20 protein-coding genes are annotated in these 20,365 nt (G+C 71.9%); 8 read left to right on the top strand and 12 right to left on the bottom strand.

Translation table 11 applies throughout. From position 1 onward, the window contains the following. Nucleotides 1-16 precede the first annotated feature (16 nt). Genes ABJI51_RS13785 through ABJI51_RS13760 form a run of 6 tightly spaced genes read left to right on the top strand, consistent with a single transcriptional unit; the run spans nt 17 to nt 6,893 of the window. Nucleotides 17-1,105, top strand: a complete 1,089-nt coding sequence (locus ABJI51_RS13785; protein ID WP_348950770.1) for a type IV pilus twitching motility protein PilT — start codon at nt 17-19, stop codon at nt 1,103-1,105. Continuing rightward, the gene (locus tag ABJI51_RS13780; RefSeq protein ID WP_348950768.1) at nt 1,102-2,631 is read left to right on the top strand and encodes a GspE/PulE family protein; all 1,530 of its coding nucleotides are present in this window, start codon (nt 1,102-1,104) and stop codon (nt 2,629-2,631) included. The genes ABJI51_RS13785 and ABJI51_RS13780 overlap by 4 nt, the downstream gene beginning before the upstream one ends. Further along, nucleotides 2,628-3,833, top strand: a complete 1,206-nt coding sequence (locus tag ABJI51_RS13775; protein WP_348950766.1) for a type II secretion system F family protein — start codon at nt 2,628-2,630, stop codon at nt 3,831-3,833. The genes ABJI51_RS13780 and ABJI51_RS13775 overlap by 4 nt, the downstream gene beginning before the upstream one ends. After that, on the top strand, nt 3,833-4,270 hold the full coding sequence (locus ABJI51_RS13770; protein ID WP_348950765.1) for a prepilin-type N-terminal cleavage/methylation domain-containing protein: 438 nt from the start codon (nt 3,833-3,835) through the stop codon (nt 4,268-4,270). The genes ABJI51_RS13775 and ABJI51_RS13770 overlap by 1 nt, the downstream gene beginning before the upstream one ends. Next, entirely contained in the window at nt 4,264-4,896 is a 633-nt protein-coding gene (locus tag ABJI51_RS13765; RefSeq protein WP_348950763.1) for a prepilin-type N-terminal cleavage/methylation domain-containing protein, read from the top strand. Before ABJI51_RS13770 ends, ABJI51_RS13765 begins: the two co-directional genes overlap by 7 nt. Next, nucleotides 4,893-6,893 (top strand): hypothetical protein, encoded by a 2,001-nt coding sequence (locus ABJI51_RS13760; RefSeq protein WP_348950761.1) that lies wholly within the window; start codon nt 4,893-4,895, stop codon nt 6,891-6,893. Before ABJI51_RS13765 ends, ABJI51_RS13760 begins: the two co-directional genes overlap by 4 nt. 4 nt (nt 6,894-6,897) lie before the next feature. On the opposite strand, the gene ABJI51_RS13755 is transcribed toward ABJI51_RS13760, so the two are convergent. Continuing rightward, nucleotides 6,898-7,677 (bottom strand): prepilin peptidase, encoded by a 780-nt coding sequence (locus ABJI51_RS13755; protein ID WP_348950759.1) that lies wholly within the window; start codon nt 7,675-7,677, stop codon nt 6,898-6,900. 562 nt (nt 7,678-8,239) lie between these two features. Here ABJI51_RS13755 and ABJI51_RS13750 point away from each other — a divergent pair. Then, nucleotides 8,240-9,103: a universal stress protein gene (locus tag ABJI51_RS13750; RefSeq protein WP_348950757.1), complete on the top strand. Its 864-nt coding sequence runs from the start codon at nt 8,240-8,242 to the stop codon at nt 9,101-9,103. A gap of 81 nt (nt 9,104-9,184) precedes the next feature. Continuing rightward, nucleotides 9,185-9,595: a hypothetical protein gene (locus tag ABJI51_RS13745; protein WP_348950755.1), complete on the top strand. Its 411-nt coding sequence runs from the start codon at nt 9,185-9,187 to the stop codon at nt 9,593-9,595. Here ABJI51_RS13745 and ABJI51_RS13740 read toward each other — a convergent pair. From ABJI51_RS13740 to ABJI51_RS13690, 11 genes are all read right to left on the bottom strand, one after another. After that, nucleotides 9,592-9,951 carry an STAS domain-containing protein gene (locus tag ABJI51_RS13740; protein ID WP_348950753.1) on the bottom strand — a complete coding sequence of 120 codons (360 nt, stop codon included), beginning with the start codon at nt 9,949-9,951 and terminating at the stop codon, nt 9,592-9,594. The genes ABJI51_RS13745 and ABJI51_RS13740 overlap by 4 nt on opposite strands. A 76-nt stretch (nt 9,952-10,027) precedes the next feature. Then, nucleotides 10,028-11,014, bottom strand: coding sequence for an arabinan endo-1,5-alpha-L-arabinosidase (locus ABJI51_RS13735; RefSeq protein ID WP_348950751.1), 987 nt, complete (start codon nt 11,012-11,014; stop codon nt 10,028-10,030). A 140-nt stretch (nt 11,015-11,154) separates the two neighbouring features. Continuing rightward, on the bottom strand, nt 11,155-12,177 hold the full coding sequence (locus ABJI51_RS13730; protein ID WP_348950749.1) for a pectinesterase family protein: 1,023 nt from the start codon (nt 12,175-12,177) through the stop codon (nt 11,155-11,157). A 64-nt stretch (nt 12,178-12,241) separates the two neighbouring features. Further along, a complete protein-coding gene (locus ABJI51_RS13725; protein ID WP_348950747.1) occupies nt 12,242-13,021 on the bottom strand; it encodes a pectate lyase in 780 nt (259 codons plus the stop codon). A gap of 324 nt (nt 13,022-13,345) precedes the next feature. Beyond that, nucleotides 13,346-14,632: a pectate lyase family protein gene (locus tag ABJI51_RS13720; protein ID WP_348950745.1), complete on the bottom strand. Its 1,287-nt coding sequence runs from the start codon at nt 14,630-14,632 to the stop codon at nt 13,346-13,348. A gap of 11 nt (nt 14,633-14,643) precedes the next feature. After that, nucleotides 14,644-15,564: a DUF6807 domain-containing protein gene (locus tag ABJI51_RS13715; RefSeq protein WP_348950743.1), complete on the bottom strand. Its 921-nt coding sequence runs from the start codon at nt 15,562-15,564 to the stop codon at nt 14,644-14,646. Then, entirely contained in the window at nt 15,561-16,841 is a 1,281-nt protein-coding gene (locus ABJI51_RS13710; protein WP_348950741.1) for a Gfo/Idh/MocA family protein, read from the bottom strand. The genes ABJI51_RS13715 and ABJI51_RS13710 overlap by 4 nt, the downstream gene beginning before the upstream one ends. A 24-nt stretch (nt 16,842-16,865) precedes the next feature. Then, nucleotides 16,866-17,990 (bottom strand): Gfo/Idh/MocA family protein, encoded by a 1,125-nt coding sequence (locus tag ABJI51_RS13705; RefSeq protein WP_348950739.1) that lies wholly within the window; start codon nt 17,988-17,990, stop codon nt 16,866-16,868. Beyond that, a complete protein-coding gene (locus ABJI51_RS13700; protein WP_348950737.1) occupies nt 17,987-18,541 on the bottom strand; it encodes a YesL family protein in 555 nt (184 codons plus the stop codon). The genes ABJI51_RS13705 and ABJI51_RS13700 overlap by 4 nt, the downstream gene beginning before the upstream one ends. A 4-nt stretch (nt 18,542-18,545) precedes the next feature. Further along, a complete protein-coding gene (locus tag ABJI51_RS13695) occupies nt 18,546-19,391 on the bottom strand; it encodes a carbohydrate ABC transporter permease (RefSeq protein WP_348950735.1) in 846 nt (281 codons plus the stop codon). Then, a complete protein-coding gene (locus ABJI51_RS13690; protein ID WP_348950733.1) occupies nt 19,388-20,362 on the bottom strand; it encodes a carbohydrate ABC transporter permease in 975 nt (324 codons plus the stop codon). Before ABJI51_RS13690 ends, ABJI51_RS13695 begins: the two co-directional genes overlap by 4 nt. Between the last annotated feature and the right edge of the window lie 3 nt (nt 20,363-20,365).

Genomic DNA, 20,365 nt, shown 5'->3' with positions numbered 1-20,365 from the left:
TCGCCCCGGAGGAACCATGCCCACCCTGACCGGCAGCCGCGTCGACGGGCTGCTCGAAGCGCTCTGGCAGGCGCGCGGCACCGATCTGCTGCTCACCGCCGGGCTGCCGCCGCAGCTGCGGGTGCACGGCGCCCTCTCCGCGGTCCCCGGTCACCCGCCGCTGTCCGGCGAGGACACCGGTGCCCTGCTCGCCGAGCTGCTCACCGACGAGCAGGCCCGCGCCTGGCACGGCGCCCACGAGTTCGACTTCTCCTTCAGCTGGCGCGAACACGCCCGTGTCCGCGGCAACGCCTTCACCCAGCGCGGCGAGACCGTCGTGGCACTGCGGATGATCCCGCGTCGCATCCCCGGCATGGCCGACCTCGGCCTGCCGCCGGTGCTGGCCGGCTTCGCGCGCCTGCACCAGGGCCTGGTGCTGGTCACCGGGCCGACCGGCTCCGGCAAGTCGACCACGCTCGCCGCCGTCATCGACCGGATCAACACCGAGCGCGCCTGCCACATCCTCACCATCGAAGACCCCATCGAGTACGTCCACGAACACCGGCGCTCGGCGGTGAACCAGCGCGAGGTCGGCACCGACACCGAGTCCTTCCCCGCCGCACTGCGCAGCGCGCTGCGGGAGGACCCCGACGTCCTGCTCGTCGGTGAGATGCGGGACCTGGAGTCGATCCGGTTCGCCCTCACCATCGCCGAAACCGGCCACCTGGTCTTCGCGACTCTGCACACCAACGACACCGCGCAGTCGCTCGCGCGGATGATCGACGTCTTCCCGGCCGGGCAGCAGGAACAGGTTCGCGTGCAGCTCGCCGCCGCGCTCACCGGGATCGTGCACCAGCGGCTGCTCCCCCGCGTCGGCGGCGGGCTCGTCGCCGCGTTCGAGGTCCTGGTCGCCACCACCGCCGTCCGCAACCTCATCAAGGAGGGCAAGGCACACCAGCTGCGCAACGCGCTGGTGACCGGGCAGCGCGACGGCATGGTCACCCTGGAGCAGTCCCTGTCCGCGCTGGTCGCCGCCGGGCTCGTCACGCCGGCCGACGCCGCCGCCCGCAGCCTGCACCCGCAGGACATCGACCCGCGGCCGCGGCCCCGGAGCGTGCCGGCATGAGACTGCGCACCCAGCCCAAGACCGTCGACCTGCGCACGGTCACCCCCGACCGCGCCGCGGCCGACCTGCTCGGCGAGCCACAGGCCCGCGCGCTGTGCGCGATTCCGCTGGCCGTCCGCGACGGCACCGTGCTGGTCGCCGTCGCCGACCCGGCCACCGCGCCCGCGCTGCAGGAGGCACTCGGCCGCCCGGTGACCGTCGCCGTCGCCGACCGCGCCGACGTCCTGGCCACCATCGGCCGCACCTACCGCGCGCTCACCGGCGTCGACCAGCAGGTCAAGGCGTTCGAGGCACGCGACGCCGTCCGTCGCGACGCGACCCGCGCCGAACCGGCCGCGACCGCGAACGACGACGCGCCGGTGGTGCACGTCGTCGCCCTGATGATCAAGCAGGCACTGCGCGACCGGGCCTCCGACATCCACGTCGAGCCGCAGGGCGAGCGGATCCGCGTCCGCTACCGCATCGACGGCGTGCTGCACGACGTGCTGGACCTGCCCGGCTCGATGGGGCCGGCGGTGACCAGCCGGATCAAGATCCTCGCCGGGATGAACATCGTCGAGCGGCGCCGCCCGCAGGACGGCCAGATCAGCATGGACGTCGAGGACCGCCCGGTGGACATCCGGGTGGCGAGCACGCCGGTCGTCGGCGGCGAGAAGGTCGTGCTGCGGCTGCTGGACAAGAGCCGCCCGCTGTTCCGGCTGCCCCAGCTGGGCATGCCGCCGGAGATGGCGGACCGCTACACCGCGATCCTGCAGTCGCCCTACGGCATGGTGATCTGCGCCGGCCCGACCGGCAGCGGCAAGACCACGACGCTGTACGGCTCGCTGGGCGAGCTGGACAGCAGCGAGCGCAACATCATGACCATCGAGGACCCGGTGGAGTACACCATGTCCTCGATCAACCAGATCCAGATCAACGAGCAGACCGGCGTCACCTTCGCCGACGGCCTCAAGTCGATCCTGCGTCAGGACCCCGACGTCATCCTGGTCGGCGAGGTCCGGGACGTCGACACCGCGCGCATCGCCGTGCAGTCCGCGCTGACCGGGCATTTCGTGCTCTCGTCGCTGCACGCCACCGACGCCGCCTCGGCCCTGCACCGGTTGCTGGACATGGGGATCGAGAACTTCCTGGTCGCCTCGTCGGTCACCGCGGTGCTCGCCCAGCGGCTCGTCCGGCGGATCTGCGTGCGCTGCCGCGAGTACTACGAGCCCGCGGCCGAGGAACTGTCCTTTATGGACTCCCTCGGCGCGGAGGAGCCGGCGGGCGGGTTCGTCCGCGGGGCCGGCTGCAACTTCTGCGCCCAGACCGGGTTTCTCGACCGCACCGGCGTCTACGAGCTGCTGCCGGTGTCCGACGGGATCCGCACGCTGGTGCTGGAGAGCGCGCCGCACCGCGAGGTCCACGAACTGGCCCGCAAGGAGGGCATGCGCACGCTGCAGGACGAAGCGCTGCGGCTGGTCGCCGAGGGCGTCACCACCCCGGCCGAAGTGCTGCGGTCGATCTACCTCACCGGAGGGGCGCGATGAACCGCTACGCCTACGTCGCCACCGGCCCGGACGGGCAGCGCACCCGCGGGGTGCAGAAGGCCGCCGACGCCGATTCAGCCGCCCTCGCGCTGTACGAACGCGAGCTGCGGGACATCCGGCTCAGCCAGAAGAAGAGCGTGCTGAGCCGGGAACTGACCGCCCCGCGGGTCAAGCGCGAGGTCGTCCTGCACCTCTCGCGCCAGCTCGGCGCGTTCGTCCGGGCCGGGCTGCCGATCGTCGACGCCGTCCGGATCCTCGGCGACGAGGCCGCGAACTCGTCGGTGACCCGGATGCTGCGCGACGTCGAGCAGGGCCTGCGCGCCGGGGACCGGCTGGCGGACTGCATCGACCGGCACCCGAAGATCTTCCCGGAGTTCTACCGCGAGATCCTGCGCTCGGCCGAGCTGACCGGGCAGCTCGACGCCGTCCTCACCCAGCTGGCCGGCTACCTCGAACGCGACCTCGAAGCCCGGCGCAAGATCAAGGCCGCGCTGATCTACCCGGCGATGATCGCGGCGATGTCCGTGGTCACCGTGGTCGTGCTCGCCACCTTCGTGCTGCCGCGGTTCAAGGTGTTCTTCGCCAGCCTCAAGGCGGAACTGCCGCTGCCGACGCGGATGCTGCTGGCCGTCACCGACTTCCTCGGCCAGTGGTGGTGGGCGCTGCTGGCCGGGCTGCTGCTCACCGGCGCGCTGTACGCCGGGCTCGTGCGCACGCCACGCGGCCGGTACGCCCGCGACCGCGTGCTGCTGGCCGTCCCGGCGATCGGCCCGGCCGTGCGGCACGCGCTCGTCGAGCGGTTCTGCCGGATCCTGGCGTCGATGGTCGGCGCGGGCGTCCCGCTGCCGGAGGCCCTGCGGGTCGCGACCGACTCGCTGCGCAACCGCGTCTTCATGCGCGCGCTGGGCCGGGTCGCGCACGCCGTGCTCGAAGGCGAGGGCCTGGCCCGGCCGCTCACCGGCTCCGGGCTGTTCCCGGCCACGGCCGCGCAGATGATCCGCGTCGGCGAGGACACCGGCACCCTCGACACCCAGCTCGCGGTCACCGCCCAGTACTACGAAGGCGAGCTGGACTACCGGCTGAAGAAGCTGACCGCGCTGTTCGAACCGGCCGTCATCGTGGTGATGGGCCTGGTCGTCGGGTTCGTCGCGATCGCGCTGGTGTCGGCGATGTACGGGATCTTCAACCAGGTGCACGTCTGATGCGCGGCGACCGGGGCGAAAGCCTCCTGGAACTGCTGGTCGCGGTCGCGGTCCTCGGCGTGGCGGCCGTCGCGATCGTCGGCGGGATCGGCGTGAGCGTCCTCATGTCCGACATCCACCGCAAGCAGGCCACCGCCGGCGCCGGTGTCCGCGACTTCGGCGAGGCGGTCGAGAACCAGGTGATGGCGGGCGGGTACGTCGCCTGCGCGGCCCCGGCGAAGTACGCCGCCCCGGCCGGGTTCACCGTGCCGCCCGGGTTCACCAGCTCGGTAACCTCGGTGAAGTACTGGACCGGCTCGGCGTGGTCGGCGACCTGCGGCACCGACACCGGGCTGCAGCAGGTGACCCTGCAGGTCGCCAGCGCCGATGGGCGCGCGGCCGAACGCCTGGAAGTGGTGGTGCGCAAGCGCTGCGGGCTCGGGGAGGCGCCGTGCTGAGCCGCCCGTCCCGGTCCGACAGCGGGTTCACGCTGATCGAGCTGCTCATCGTCGTCGTCATCCTGGGCGTGGTCGCGGCCCCGATCGCCAACGCGGTGATCGTCGCGATCCAGAACACCGACGCCACTTCGGCCCGCCTCGCCGTGTCCCACGACGCCCAGCAGAGCGCGGCGTTCTTCGCCCAGGACGTCGCCGCGGTCGGCCTCCGCGACTACTCGGGCAGCGTGGCGACCGGCCGGGTCCCGTACACGCCGTCGATCCAGCTGAACGCGGCCTACGACACCGGCGGCCAGGTCTGCGGAACGGCCGCGACCCCGGTCGCGCTGGTGCGGCTGCTGTCCGACGACTGGGACACAACCGTGTCCCCGGCCGTCCGGCGCACCGCGGTCGTCGCCTACTACCCGGCCGGGACCGAGCTGCACCGCCTGCGCTGCCTGGGTTCCGCGGCGCCGGTGTCGGACGCGGTCGTCGCGCACAACGTCAAGCCCGGGACCCCGGCGGTGACCTGCTCCAGCACGTGCACCGACGCCGCCGTGCCGCAGTGGGTCCGGCTGACCTTCACCGCCGTCGCGCGCAACGCCGACGAGTACCCCATCACCCTGTTCGGGCAACGGAGGCAGACATGAAGCGCCGGTGGAAGGGCGACGACGCGGGGGCCGCGCTGCCGCTGGTGCTCGTCCTGGTCACGGTCATCGCGGTGATCCTGGGCGCACTGCTGTCCTTGGCCGACACGAGCGTGCGCACCACGGTCAACCTCCGCGACCAGGCAGCCTCGGCGTACACCGCCGACGGCGCGCTGCAGGCGGCGATCAACACCATCCGCAACAGCAGGTTCACCGGCGCCCCTGGCGAACACTGCTTCGGCGCGTCGGACACGCTGACCCTGCCGGACTTCGGCGGCGCCGGCTCGGCCGCCGTCTCGTGCACCGCCGACCCGGCGAAGGTGCTCATCCAGTGCCCGTCGCTGAGCGTGTGCAACCGGCCGGGCAACGCGATCCTCACCCTCGGCACCGGCGGCGAGGACGGCCTCAACATCCAGCAGCCGACCGGGTCGGCGCTGCGCGTGCACGGCGTCGTGTACTCGAACTCGAACATCAACGTGGTCAACGGCTCGCTGGAGACCAACACCGCGGTGTACGCGCGCGGGGCCTGCGCTGGCACGATCCGCAGCACGCCGCCGCCCGCGTGTGGCTCCAGCGGGTCGGCCCTCGGTGCCGACCCCGGGTACGCCCCGGCCCTGACGTCGGTGCCGCCGCGGCAGACGCTGCCGCCGTGCACCAAGGCCGGATCGGTGGTGACCTTCACCCCCGGGTTCTACGACGACGCCGCCGGGCTGTCGGCGATGATGTCCAGCAGCAGCAAGTGCAAGGACAGCACGTGGTGGTTCACGCCCGGCACGTACTACTTCGACTTCCGCAACAACACGGCGTCGCGGCCGCCGTCGCTGCCCGCCGGAGAGGACGTCTGGACGATCGACAACGGGCAGCTCGTCGCGGGCACCCCGGTCGACGGCACCGGCCGTGTCACGGCGGCGCCGCCGGTCCCGGCCGCGATCCCGGGTGCCTGCCTCAACCCGATCGACGACGCGCAGGCGGTCGGCGTCCAGTTCGTCTTCGGCGGGGACAGCAGGCTCGCGGTCAAGGCGGGCCAGGCCGAGATCTGCGGGACCTACCGCGCCGACCGGCCGCCGGTCGCGCTGTACGGGCTGACCTCGGGCGCCGAGACGCCGGTGACGAGCACGCTGGTTCCCGCTTCCGTGACGGGCGGCTTCACCGGCGGAACGAGCGCGACTCTGTCCAGAGTGGACAAGGCGGGTGCGACCTGGGTCGCGCCCGGCAGGACCGGGGGCAGCGCGACACTGACCGCGACCGGCTTCTCCCCCGCCACGGCACCGCCTGCCGGGACGATCCTGACCTCGGCGAAGGTGCGGGTGGTCCACAGCAACGACCAGGGCGCGAGCAAGGACGCACGCACAGCCCAGTTCACTCCCGCAGGGGGTTCGCCGATCCCCCTGAGCCTGTCGTCCCCCAACGACAGCACGGCCGCCTCCGATGAATTCGACGTGACGAAGCAGCTGGTCCAGGCGGTCTACGACGGCACATTCACCGGCGGGCAGCTGAGCTACACCGTGGACCTCAAGCACGAGGGCACGGAACTGGTGGACGCGCTCCAGCTGGAGCTGACCTACACCCCGCCGGCCCTGCGCGCGGAGAGCGGGTGCACCCAGCTGATGTATCCGAGCAGTGCCTCGTGCGCCCTCGTGACCGCGGTCAACAACTCGGGCAACCGGTTCTACGTGCAGGGCACGACGTACGCGCCGAAAGCGGTCCTGGACGTCACGCTCAACAACGCGACCGAGCCGATCTTCCGCTTCGGGGTCGTCGCGCGGTCGTTGTGGGTCAAGGAAACCGGCAGCGTGACGTTCACCGGGCCGGTGATCGAGGTGCCCGACGACTCGCCCGGCTTCGTCTTCGGGGTGTACCTGTCGGCGTACGTGTGCCCGTGTACCCCGGGCGGCACCCCGGCGGCGCGGGCGCGAGTGGCCTATGTGGACGGTGACCCGGCGAACCCCGTGCCGGGGGCGCGTCAGGTGTCGGTGCTCAGCTGGTCCGGCAGCCGGTGACCGCTCAGGCCAGTCCGGTCAGCCGCAGATAGGCCTGGCCGAGCGGGTCGGCGAAGAAGATCGCCAGGAGCGCCCCGGCGATCATGAAGGGCCCGAACGGCAACGCCGTCTTGCGGCCGCCCTTCCCTGCCGCCAGCACCACTACCCCGGCGACCGCGCCGAGCAGGAACCCGCCGAAGGCGCCGAGCAGCAAGGCCGTCCAGGACAGATAGCCGAGCACGCCGCCCAGGAGGCCCGCGAGCTTGACGTCACCGAAGCCCATGCCTGCCGGGTGCACCAGGGCCAGCACGAGGTAGAAGGCGAACAGGGCGGCGCCGCCGATCCCGGCGCGGGCGAGCGACCACCAGTCGTCACGCCACCAGGCCGACGCCGTCAGCAGGGCGGCGAGCACCGGGTAGGAGGGCAGGACGATCGCGTCCGGCAGGCGACGGCAGTCGAGGTCGATCAGGGCGAGCGCGATCCCGATCGCGCCGAAGTACAGGAAGGCGGGCAGGTCCGGCAGGCCGAAGCGCAGGGCCAGCAGGGTGAACAGCACGGCGGTGCCGAGTTCGACCAGCGGGTAGCGGACGCTGATCCGGCGGCCGCAGGCCGCGCACCGGCCCCGCAGGACCAGCCAGCCGAGCACGGGAACGTTGTGCCTCGCGCGGATCTCCTGCCCGCAGTCCGGGCACCGCGACGGCGGCCGGACAACCGACTCGCCCCGCGGCACCCGGTGGACGACGACGTTGAGGAAGGACCCGACGAGCAGCCCGAGCACGGCCGCCACCACGACCTGCACCGCCATCCGGCTCCACCTCCGACGCCCCGATCTTCCCCCACGCACCGGTCCCCCACCGGACGACACGCGTACCCGGAGGGACGACACGCCCGTCCGCCCCGGACTCCGGCGTGTCGTCCGCCCAGACACCCGAGTCGACCCTCCAGGCACGCGTGCCGACCCTCCAAGCACGCGAGCCGACCGGCCAGGTACGCGAGTCGACTCTCCAGACACGCGAGTCGACCCTCCAAGCACGCGAGCCGACCCTTCAAGTACGCGAGCCGACCGGCCAAGCACGCGAATCGGCCCGGCCGGGTACGCGTGTCGTCCGTCTGGGCACGCGAGTCGACCGGCCAGACACCCGAGTCGACCCTCCAGACACGCGAGTCGACCCTCCAGACACGCGAGTCGACCCTCCAGACACGCGAGTCGACCCTCCAAGCACGCGAGCCGACCCTCCAGGCACACGAGCCGACCGGCCAGGGGCGCGAGCCGGCTGTCCGAGTGCGCGAGTCATGCCGCCGGGAGCGGGAGTCCGCCACTCGAATGCGTGTGCCAGGCCTCCGCGGACCGGCCTACAGTCTGGAGGATGACCGCTGCCGCCGGACTGCCGATCGTCACCGGGGTCGATGGGTCGGCCGAATCGCTCGATGCCGTTCGGTGGGCTGCCCGGACCGCCCGGTTGCGGGGTGTGCCGCTGGAGGTCGTGCATGCCCTCGACTTTCCCGCGCTGCTTGCCGGTGGGGTCGAGCCGCCGCCGGAGGAGCTGGTCGATGCTCTGCGGGCGCGTGGACACCGGGCGCTGCGGACCGCGCGGGAGCTGGCCGCCGCGCAGGGTGTCGACGGTGCGGTCACGCGGCTCGACTCCGACCGCGCGGCCCAGGCGCTGATCGAGGCGTCGCGGCGTGCGTCGCTGCTGGTCGTCGGGTCGGCCGGGCATGGGAGGCTGACCAGCCTGCTCGCCGGTTCGGTCGCCGCCGCCGTGGGGACGCATGCGCGGTGTGACACCGTCGTCGTCCGCGGGGACGACTGGGATGCGCCCGCCGCCGCGGAGCGGCCGGTTGTCGCGGGCATCGACGGCAGTGAAGCGAGCATCCGCGTCCTCGAGACGGCGCTGGCCGAGGCCCGGGCCCGGCGTGCCTCGCTCGTCGTGCTGCACGCCTGGGCGGACACTCCGCTGCCGCACCGGGACCCGCGCCGGATCACCGAGGCCGGGCAGCGGCTGCTCGGCGAGCGGGTTCTCGGCCACGACACCGGGGACGTCGAGGTCGAGCAGGTCGTGGTCCACGCCCACCCGCGGCGCGAACTGATCGGCCGCAGCGGCGCGGCGCAGCTGGTCGTCGTCGGCGACCGTGGCCGGGGCGGCTTCCCCGGCCTGCTCCTCGGGTCGACCGGCCAGGCACTCCTGCACCACGCGGCCTGCCCGGTGCTGCTGGTCCGGACCGCCGGCTGACCGTCATCCCCCGTTCGCCGCCACGGAAGCGGAACGGAAGCGGCGGCGGGCAGGATGACGGCGAACCGAGCGGAGGAAGACATGAAGACTGCAGTAACCGCCGCCCTGCTGGCCGGCGCGACGGCACTGACCGTACTGGCGGCGCCGGCCGAGGCGGCCACGATCATCCAGCGGACGAGCGGCTGCGCCGACGGCGGCTTCAGCGGCAGGTTCACCCTCCGCTACGAAACCTCCGGCAGCTACCACAAGATCATCGGCGCGGTGACGGCGTCGGGACCGTACATCGGCGACTCGGGCACGCTGACCCTGCGGATCTCCTACGTTTCCGGGACGATGACGCACACCGTCTACACCCGGTCGCTCGCCACGAGCGGGAGCACCAGCCTCACCTTCCCCACCGGCACCGACGTGCCGCTCAGCTCCTCGGCGAAGGCGTCGACGACGTTCGGCAACGGCTCGGCGTCGTGCACCGCGACGGTGCTGATCAGCTAGCGCGCGGCGGCCTGCTCCGGACGGCTCTCCAGCTGGAACAGCGGCGCCACCGCGGCGAGGTCCAGCGCCCGCCGCACGACGCGGGACGGCTTGAGCACCAGGTCGATGCCCGCGTCGGCGCAGCGGGCCCGCAGCCTGCCCAGCGACGCCACGCCGGTCACCCCGCAGAAGCCGACCCCCAGCAGGTCGACGACGAGCCGCTGCGGCATGGCCGTCACGGCGCGGTCGAGTTCTTCGTCGAGCCGCGAGCGCGTGGCCATGTCGATCTCGCCCGCGACCGTGACCCGCAACGTCCCCGGCCGGGGCTCCGTGGTGGTCGCGGTCAGCAGCAAAGCGGACAGGTCGTGGGCGCTCATCGCGAAGGCTCCTTCCGGGTCGGCTGCAAGGTGATCACTTCCTACCCGGTCCCGGCCGGAGCCAAACACTTCCGGATCAGTACACGTACGGCCAGCCGGCGCTGTCGTAGCCGATGAGGTTGATCCCGAGCTTGCCCGTCAGCGGCGTCGCGTCCGAGTAGTAATAGTGGTAGACGAGGACGTCGGCGTCGGAGTCGTGCAGCACCGCCACGTGCCCGGGGCCGTGGACGTCGCCGTGGCTCGCCAGGATCTGCGTGCCGCCGCCGTCGGTCATGCGGACGCCGTTGCGGTCGGTGTAGGGGCCGGTGATCGACGTCGACCGCCCGACCATCACGCGGTAGGTGCTCTTGGTGCCCTGGCAGCACAGGTCCCAGGAGACGAACAGGTAGAAGTAGCCGCCGTGCTGGACGACGAACGGGGCTTCCTCGGCGGAGGTGCTGCCGGTGCGCCGGGCGATGCTGCGCAGCGCGGTGTCGGTCGTGCTGCGCTTGCCGGTGGCCGGGTCGAGCCGGATCATCTTGATCCCGGTCCACCACGAGCCGAAGCTCAGCCACCAGCGCCCGGACGCGTCGACGAACAGGTTCGGGTCGATCGCGTTGTAGTCGTTGCTGGTACTGGTCTGGACGACGATGCCGTGGTTCGTCCAGCTGCCCGGCAGCCCGGTCGTGCTGGTGGCGAGGAAGATCGCCGAATTGCGGGAGCCCAGCGAGGAGGCGGCGTAGTACAGGTAGTACTTGCCGTTGTGGAAGGAGATGTCCGGCGCCCACAGGTAGCCGGGCTTGGCGGGGTCGGTGAACGGCGCGGTCCACGGCGCGCCGTCCGGCCAGACCGAGCCGATCTTCGTGAAGTGGATGCGGTCGGTCGACCGGCGGATCTGCAGGTACTGGTCGGTGGAGTAGAGCAGGTAGCTGCCGTCGGCCGCCCGGATCATCGCCGGGTCGTGCACCGCCTCGATGTCCCCGGTGACGTAACCGGGATTCGGGTATTCGGCGGCCTGCGCGGACGGCGCGCTCAGCAGGGCGGCGGCCACGGCGATCAGCGCCGGGAGGCGACGCAGTTTCATGGGGTGTCCTCGGTTCGACGGTGAATCCGGACGGTTGTTAGCGTTAACACTTGAGCGGTGGCCGCAGCCGGTGAGCGGATGAGGTGACGGGAAGATCGTCAACGCTCGTCCGCTCACCGTCAAGAGCCTTCAGTAGGTCTTCAGTGCACGGGGTTCCAGCCGTCGCTGCCCGCGAGGTACCGCTGCGCGGTGTAGGTCGCGGCCTGCGACGCGCTCAGCTGTGGCCGGTCGGCTCCGGTTCCCGAGCCCGGGCCCGTGTTGCGGTACTCGAAGAACCGCGCGTCCCGCCACGAGAAGCCGGACATGTCGGTCCACGGCGTCTGCTTGATCGCCGCAGGCAACGCCGTCTCGCGGATCACGACCTGCGCGATCGCGTCGACGTCGCCGCCCGGGTGCCACGGGCGGCCCAGGTAGAAGCTCGCGTTCGCCGCCGTGCTGAGCACCCTGCTGCCGACGATCAGGAACCCGTACGGGTTGCTCCGGCGGGTGCTGGCCGCGGTGAGGAAGCCGTTGTTCGTGCTGGAACCGCGGTCCAGCGCGGTGATCGTCGCCCGGTCGAACACCGCGGTCGCGCGGCCGAAGAGGAAGTCGACGTCCCCGCTGATCGAGCAGTTGCGGTAGTACTGGCGCCCGATCGTGCCCACGGACGCGGTGTCGGCGTAGAGCGTGTCCTGGTGGCCGAGGAAGGTGACGTTGTCGAAGACCATCCGGTCGCCGGTGGTCTTGACCGCGACCGCCTGCGTGTCCTTGATCTCCGGATGCGCCGCGCGGTCGAAGGAGTTGCGGAAGGTCAGGGCGGTGGCGGTGAAGCCGTTCGCCGCGATCGTCGCGGTCGCGCTGCCCGAAGTTCCGTACGTCGAGCCGTCGGGTTTCTTGGTCCCGCTGGCGTTGTCGTAGTCGATGACGACGTCGGACGCCTTCCCCGTCGTGCCGCGCAGGGTGATCCCGGTCTTGGCCGACGGCACCGAGATCACTTCGCGGTAGGTGCCCGGCTTGATCGAGACCGTGCCGCCCGCCGAAACCGCGTTGATCCCGGCCTGGACGGTCGTGTAGGAACCGGAACCGTCCTTGGCGACGACGACGTTGGCTGCCGCGGCCCCGGCCGGGGGCGCGGACAGGGCGGCGCCGGCGAGCGCCGAAGCGACGAGCAGGGTCTTGAGCATGACGCCTCCTGGAAACGCCGGAGGTGCCGGACGGCGGCCGGCACCCCCGGCGCGGTTCGAGGGGTTACTTGTAGGTGATGTCGGCCGCGGTGTAGAGGCAGTTCGTCGCGTCGGGGCCGCTGCCGATCTTCGTCGGCTCGCCGCTGGTCACGCCCTTGTACTTGGTACAGGGCTCGATCTTGCGGCTGCTGTCGCCGACGATCGTGATCCGCGTCAGCCGGGCGGTGTCGCCGTAGTTGGTGTTGATGCCGACGAGGGCCTTGCCGGGGACGGTGGCCGTCACGTTGTCCACGACGACGTTGCGCTTGTACTGCGTCTTGCAGTTGCCGCAGGAGCGGTACAGCTTGCCGAAGTCGTTGACCTGGAAGTTCCGGATGTACATCGTGCCGGGACCGTTGTGCTGGAAGACCTTGTCGGCCGCCTTCCGCGCGCCGCCGCCGTCGATGGTCATCGTCTGCGAGGCGGAGGTGCCCTTGAAGGTGGCGGCATCCTCGCCGACGTCCTCCCACCAGACGTTGAGCAGCGTGCAGGTGCCCAGGCAGTGCACGCCGTCGGCGGCCGGGCTGCCGAGGACGACGTTCTTGAGCGTCGTGCCGTTCGCGAGCTCGAACAGCGGGCTCTGGCCTTCCTGCTGGCCGCCGCTGCCGAGGTCGCCGGTGCCGTAGAACCGCTTGAGCCCGCCGTCGTAGGTGCCGCTGGTGACCTTGATGGTCTTCGGGACCGGCACGCTGGTGCCCGGGTTCGGCCACGACGCCGCCGACGCGGTCGCGGCCGTGCCGGTCACCGCCGAGAGAGCGAACGCGGCGACGGCCGCGACGCGCAGCAGCCGGGTTTTCGGAAACATGGTCATCACTCCCTGGTCCAGTCTTTCCGTCGGCGTTGAGGGAAACCGTCCGACCGGGTTGTGAAAGCGCTTTCTCAGGTAGCGAGTTTCCGGTTCCGCGTACGGGGTGTCAATGTCGTTCGCCGCAGCGCCGCCCATGTCGCCCGGATGGTCGCCGCGGCGGCCGGTTTTCTGAAAACGGCGAAACTATCGAAGCCGCCCGGGACCGGGCAGGGCCCCGCGAGGTGCGCCGGGGTGGGCTGAAAGGCGCTTTCGTCTCATCCGGTGCGGCGAAAGGGACTTTCGTCTCGCCGGACGCCAGGAACGTCCCTTTCGGCAGACCGCTCACCACCGGCCCGGACCGGCGAAGGCGGGAACCAGCACCGAAACCGCCCACGCCGGATCGAGGCGCTCCACCAGCGACGGTGTCCAGCCCACGTCCGCCCCGAGATCCGGGTCGTTGGCCGCGTTGTACTCCGCCAGGAGGTCGGCCGGGCGCGGCAGGCCGCCGGTCGAGACCAGCGTTCCCGTGGCGTGCAGGACCGTGCCCTTCCAGTAGTGCACCAGCCGGCCCAGCGGCACCGACGGCGGGATGCGGAAGAAGTTGTTCTCCGCGTAGATCCGGGATTCCACCCCGACCCCCAGCGAATACGTGTACGCGGCCGCGTCCCGCACCACGTACAGGTTGTCGTAGACGTGCACCTGCCCGTACCGCACGCGCGGCGCGCGCTGGCCGATGTCGGAGAACAGGTTGTGGTGCAGGGTGACGCGCAGCTTGCCGACGTCGTACGTCGGCTTGTCGGTGTTGCCGATGAGCATCGTCTTGTCGTGCTCGTGCAGGCGGTTGTAGGACACCGTGACCAGGTCCGAGCCGTTGACGATGTCGAGCAGCCCGTCGTGGACCTCGTACTTGCGGCCGAAGTACGTGGGCTGCGCGGTGTTCCCGCCGTCGCTGAACTCGTTGTGGTCGACCCAGACGTGCGTCGCGCCGACCAGGTCGACGTTGTCGTACTCGGAGTTCCAGTTGCCGTCGGCGGTATCCAACGGGTCCCACTGCGGGAAGCAGTCGTGAGCGTCGGAGAAGTTCAGGTTGCGCAGGATCACGTTGCTGCCGGTGACGCGCAGGGTCAGCCCGTGCAGGGTCGCTTGCGCGCCGAGCCCGACGATCGTCGTGTCCGGGCCGACGTCGACGACGACCTGCTTGGCCTGGTTGGCCTGCGACCGCGCCCGTGCCTCCTCCAGCGGGCCCGACGGCCGGACCCGGCCCCAGGTCGCGGGGTCGTACGCGGCCAGGTACGACGGGAGGGTGTAGGCCGGGTCGGCGAAGTACTCGCAGCCCACCGGCCGGTCCGCGTCGTCGACGTTGCCTTCGATGGTGCCGCGGACCTGGATGATCTTCGGTGCGCCCGGATGCGCGGCCAGCGCGGCCACCAGCTCCGAACGCTTGGTCACCGTGTACACGTCATCGGGTGCGGCCGCCGAGCCGCCGGTCGTCCCGGTGCCCGCCGCGGCCCAGCCGTCGTGCGCGCCGAGCACGGCCCGGCCGGGATCACGGCCGTGGGCTTGCGCGGGGCTGGGCGTCAGGGTCAGTCCGAGCAGGGCGAGGCACCCCGCGAAAGCCTTCCAGCGCATGGTGGGCTCCTTCAGTCGGCCGCCCGGGCCGCGAGTTCGGCCAGCCGGGCGGGGTCCGGCGCGCCGTCGATGACGACGACGTGGTGGGTGAGGCTCAGTTCCTCGCCGGGCTCCAGCAGCCACGGCCGGTGGTAGGTCGCCGCGAAACTCACGACCGGGAACGGCTCGGCGCGGACGTACCACGCCGTCGGGTAACCCGGGTTGGCCGGGCTGTCGGCGAACAGCAGCGTCGAGGTCCGCAGGCTTTCGTCGTGCTGCCCGGTGAACGCCAGCCACGGCGCGCGGTGCCCCATCGCCTCGGCCGCGGACCGGCCGTCGGACGTGCGGACCGTGCCGCCGACGAACGAACGCGGCCCACGCCAGAACAGCCCGCCGTACCCGGCGGTGTCGCGGCCCTCGGTCACCGGGCTCCCCCACCGCAGCTCGTGGCCGCTGGTGTTGCGCAGCCTGCTGGTCCAGGAGAGCGTCCAGTGCCCGGCCGAGACGTCGCCGAAGCGCAGCGTCCGGTGCTCGGTGAGCCAGCGCCGCCCGGCCGCGGTGCGCCAGGCCAGCTCGTGACGCAGTTCGCCGTGCCCGGCCGCACACACCAGGCTTTCCCAGCGGACGTGCTCGATCGTGCCGTTGTTGTCCAGCGGGGTGTAGCCGCGGCCGCGCACGTACGTCCGCCCGCCCCAGAAGTTCTCCCCCGACAGGTGCGCCATGGTGAACTGCAGGCCGTTGTGCCAGGTGTGGTCGTGCGGCCGGATCGCGGTCACCACCTCCCCCGCCGTGGTGCGCAGCGGGTGCAGGTACGGCTTCGGCGAGTCCCCGGCCGGGGTCGGCGGCTCGACGACGTACTCGGCCAGCACGACGTCGCCGAGCCGGATCCGCACCCGGCCGTCGTCGTCCTCGGCCAGCTCCGGCGTCCCGTCCCCGACCGCGGCTCGGCTCACGCCGGTTCCCCGATTTCGCCCAGCAGCTCCTCGACGGACACGGGCGCGCCGGTGGCCAGCGATCGGTTCGCGGCCAGCCCGGTGAGCAGGGCCTGCAGGCCGGCGTCGTGGTCGGCCGCGCAGCCGAGCGGGTCCGGCCCGGCGTCGCCGAGCAGCTCGGCCAGCATCCGCTCGTCCCCGCCGCCGTGCCCCTCCCCGAGGACGTCGTCGAGCACGACCTCGGGCGGCGCCCAGAGCCGCTGCAGCGTCAGCCGGGCCCGGCCGGGCTCGGGGACCACGCCGGGCGGCAGGTCGGCGACGGACTTCGCCGCGCCGAGCGCGTACTCGTTCTCCCGGACGTCGAGTTCCAGGCGGCCCTCGCTGCCGGAGAACGCGACCCGGTAGCCCTCGCGCGGCGAATAGGCGTGCAGGTGGTAGTTCAGCACCGCGCCGCCGCGGTGGCGCACCAGCACCGACAGGTCGTCCTCGATGGTGACGCCGGGCGCGAACACGTTCCGGTCGCGCAGGTAGCCGTCCTCGGCCTCGGCGTCGCGGTAGAGCGCCCGCAGCCGCGGCGAGCGATCGAGGTCGAGCGCGAACGGATCGTCGACGCCGGTGCCCCGTTCGTAGCCGGTGCGCCGCCCGTGCCGCCGCCCGTTTTCCGCGCCGTAGAAGAACAGCCGCCCCAGCGCGAACACCGTCTCGGGCCCGCTGCCGAGCCACCAGTTGACCAGGTCGAAGTGGTGACCGGACTTGTGCACGAGCAGGCCGCCGGAGTTCGCCTTGTCGCGGTGCCAGCGGCGGAAGTAGTCGGCACCGTGCGCGGTGTCGAGCAGCCAGCTGAACTCGACCGAGCCGATCTCCCCGATCGCGCCGCCGGCGAGCAGCTCCCGCACCCGGCGGTGCACCGGGTTGTAGCGGTAGTTGAAGGCCACGCGCACCGAACCGCCGGTCGCGCGCCGCGCGGTGAGGATCCGCCGCGCGCCCTCGACGTCGGTCGTCATCGGCTTTTCCGTGACGACGTCGCAGCCCGCTTCGAGCGCGGCGACGACGTAGTCCGCGTGCGTGTGATCCGGGGTGCACACGACGACGACGTCGATGCGCTCCTTCGCCAGCATCGCGGTGAAGTCCTCCGGCCGGTAGGCGGGGATTTCCGTGCCGAGCCAGCCGTTGTGGACACGCATGCGGGTTGCGCTGGTGTCGCAGAAGGCCGCGAGCCCGTCCCGCGCGGCCAGGGCACGGGCGAACAGCTGGGCCCGCGAGCCCAGGCCGACGATCGCGTGGCGACGCACCGCCATCACCTCTTCCTTCGGGTGCTTCGGTCAGGCGCGCGTGGCGGCGCCGGTCCAGGGCAGGGCGAGTTCGGAGAAGAGCGCGAGCCGCTCGGCGGCGGTGTCCACGGCCGCGTCGACACCCGGCACGACGAAGTGCCGGTCGGGGCCGGACCCGACGCTGCACACCCAGCCGCCGGGCAGCGGCACCGGCTCGGGGGCGTCGCGAACGGCCTCCACCAGCGCGGTGAACGCGCGGGTGGCGGCCAGCGGGGCCAGCAGCGGAACGCCGTCGCGCAGGTGCTCGACGAGGTTGACCAGCAGGTCCTGCGGCGGCGCGACCGGGACCGGCTCGTCGTCCACCACGACGAGATCGGTCTTGTAGTGCCAGCGGATCCGGCCCCCGGTGCCGTGGACCAGCACGTACGGCTCGTGGTCGGCCTCGGCGTCGAGAGTGGCCGCGACGACGACGTCCGGCGCCCCGGCGAAGCTCAGGCGCGCGCACGCCGTGTCGTCGGATTCGATGTCGCGCGCCCGGTACAGCTCGACGGCGATCCGCTCGGGCAGGACCTCGGCGGTGCCGTTGACGACCAGCGCGGTCGCGACGGCGTGCGCGAAGGGGTTGGTGAGCGCGCCGTCGACGACCGGCTGCCCGCCGACGCGCCGGCGGCCCGCCCACTCGGCCCGCGCGAAGTACCGATCACGGCGGATCCAGGCACCGGCGGCGGCGATCCCGGTGACCGTCCCGATGGCGCCGCGGTCGAGCAGCGCCCGCACGACGGGGACGGCGGCCGACCCGAAGCTCTGGAACCCGGTCTGGCAGGCCAGCCCCCGGCCGGCGGCGAGCCGGGTCAGCTCGTCGAACGCCGCCAGGTCGAGCACCGGCGGCTTCTCGACGAGCAGGTGACAGCCCGCGTCGAGGGCGAGCCGGGCCAGCGGCAGGTGGGTGTGCGGCGGGGTGGCGACCACGGCGATGTCGGCCCGCGCGAGCAGCCCGGCGGGGTCGCGGGTGACGTACGCGCCGTCGGGGAGCAGCGCGCGGGCCTCTTCGGAGGGCTCGCGGATGTCGCAGGCCCCGGCGAGCACGATCTCGCCCCGGTCGTGCAGGACGCGGGCGCGCCGCAGGTGCTGGGCGGCGTAGCCGGCGGTACCGAAGAGGACGACGGCGGGCGTCATCGGCGGCCGCCGGTCGCCACCGCGGCCAGGGCGAGCGGCCCGGCCATGATGAGGGCCAGGATCGGCAGCATCCAGACGAGGACGGCGGAGACTCCCAGTGCGGTTGCGGTAAGCAGGGCGTTGCGGGGTGATGCGGCGGTCTCGCGGGCGGCGGTCAGGACGGCCTGACGCCAGGGCGCCGCGTCCGTGGCCACCACCTCGCACGTCCGCACCGCCACCACCGCACCGGCCACCGCCAGCACCCCCAACGCCACCCGCAGCACTCCCGCGCCCGGCATTGCCGCCACCACCTCCAAATCCACCGCGAACAACACCACCGCAACCCCACACGCCACCGTGAACGGAATTCCTCCCCGCGCGGCGCGGCGGAAATCGGCCCAGTACGTCGTCCACAATGGACCGCCGATGTCCCGGCGGGCGCGGTCCAGCACGCGGCAGCCCGCCACGAACGCCGGGGCCGCCGTCACCAGCGGGACCGACGCCAGTGCGACGAGCAGGCCCGCCAGCAGGCAGTCGGAGAACTCGCCCAGCCGGACGGTTGCGCTGCGCATTGCCTCACCCCTTCAGGCCGCTGGTGCTGACGCCCTCGACCAGCAGCCGCTGGAACGCCAGGAAGAACAGCACGATCGGGACCAGCGCGAGCGCCGACATCGCGAACATCGCGCCGAAGTTGGACTGGCTGCTGGTGTCGACGAACAGCCGCAGCCCGAGCGGCACCGTGAACTTCTCCGTGTCGTTCAGGTACACCATCTGCGTGAAGAAGTCGTTCCAGGTCCAGATGAACGTGAAGATCGACGTCGTCACCAGCGCCGGTTTCGACAGCGGCAGCACCACGTGCCAGAACGTCCGGTACACCGAGCAGCCGTCGATGATCGCCGCCTCGTCCAGCTCGCGGGGGATGCCGCGCATGAACTGGACGATCAGGAACACGAAGAACGCCTCGGTCGCCAGCAGCTTCGGCAGGATCAGCGGCACGAACGTGTTGACCAGCCCCGCCTGCTGGAAGATCACGTACTGCGGGATCAGCGTGACGTGGTAGGGCAGCATCAGCGTCGTGATCATGAACGCGAACAGCGCGCCCCGGAACCGGAACTTCAGCCGCGCGAAGGCATACGCCGCCAGGGAGCACGACAGCACGTTCGCCGCCACCGACAGCCCCGCGACCAGGAACGAGTTGAGGAAGAACCGGCCGAACCCGACGTCGGCCGCGCCCTCCCAGCCCTTCGTGTAGCCGTCGAAGACGAACCGGGTGGGCAGCAGCGACAGCCGCGAGAGGATCTCGTCCGGTGGCTTGACCGACGCGAACGCCAGCCACACCAGCGGGTACAGCACGACGGCGACGATGACCAGGCACAGGACGTGCCAGCCGATCGAGCGGGCCGTGCGCGGCAGCACGGTCATTTCCGGTCCTCCGCGTCGTCGTAGAACACCCACAGCTTCGCGGTCCGGAACACGATCGCCGTGACGACCGCGATCACCGCCAGCAGCACCCACGCCATCGCCGAGGCGTAGCCCATGCGGAAGTCCTGGAAGCCGACCTCGAACAGGTAGAGCGTGTAGAACAGGTCCGCGTCGGCCGGGCCGCCGCGGCCGCCGCCGATGACGAACGCCGGCGTGAACGCCTGGAAGGCGTGGATGGCCTCCATCACCAGGTTGAAGAAGATCACCGGCGACAGCATCGGCAGCGTGATGTGGCGGAACCGGCGCAGCGCGCCTGCGCCGTCGATCGCCGCCGCCTCGTGCAGCTCCGCCGGGATCTGCTTGAGCCCGGCCAGGAAGATCACCATCGGCGCGCCGAACTGCCACACCCCGAGCAGCACGATCGAGGCGAGGCTGAACTGCGGGTCGTCCACCCAGCTCGGCGTGTGCCAGCCGAAGAAGGCCAGCAGCTCGTTCACCGGGCCGCCGCCCATGAACAGCGCCCGCCACACCAGCGCCGCCGCCACGCTCGCGCCGAGCAGCGACGGCGCGTAGAACGCCGCCCGGTAGAAGCCGATGCCCCGGCGGCTGCGGTTGAGCAGCATGGCCACCAGCAGCGACACGGTCAGCTTCAGCGGCACCGAGATCAGGACGTAGATCAGCGTGACCTTCACCGACTGCAGGTAGCGGTCGTCGCCGGTGAACATGTGCGCGAAGTTGCCGAAGCCGATCCACTTCGGCGAGGTGAACATGTCGTAGTCGGTGAACGACAGGTACAGCGAGACCACCATCGGGCCGACGGTCAGCGCCACCGCGCCGAGCAGCCAGGGCGTGAGGAACGCGAACGCCTCCGGCTGGCTCCCGCGGCGGCGCCCGGCCGGCCGGTCACGCCGCCGGTCACGGGCGGCCTGTGGCGGCGCGACCGGCGGGTCCGGGGTGCGCAGGGTCGTCATCGG

It is taken from the genome of Amycolatopsis melonis (assembly GCF_040064235.1).
GTDB classification, from domain to species: domain Bacteria; phylum Actinomycetota; class Actinomycetes; order Mycobacteriales; family Pseudonocardiaceae; genus Amycolatopsis; species Amycolatopsis melonis.
The sequence above is the reverse complement of the archived record's forward strand: the minus strand, read 5'-3'. Positions and strand labels throughout refer to the sequence as shown.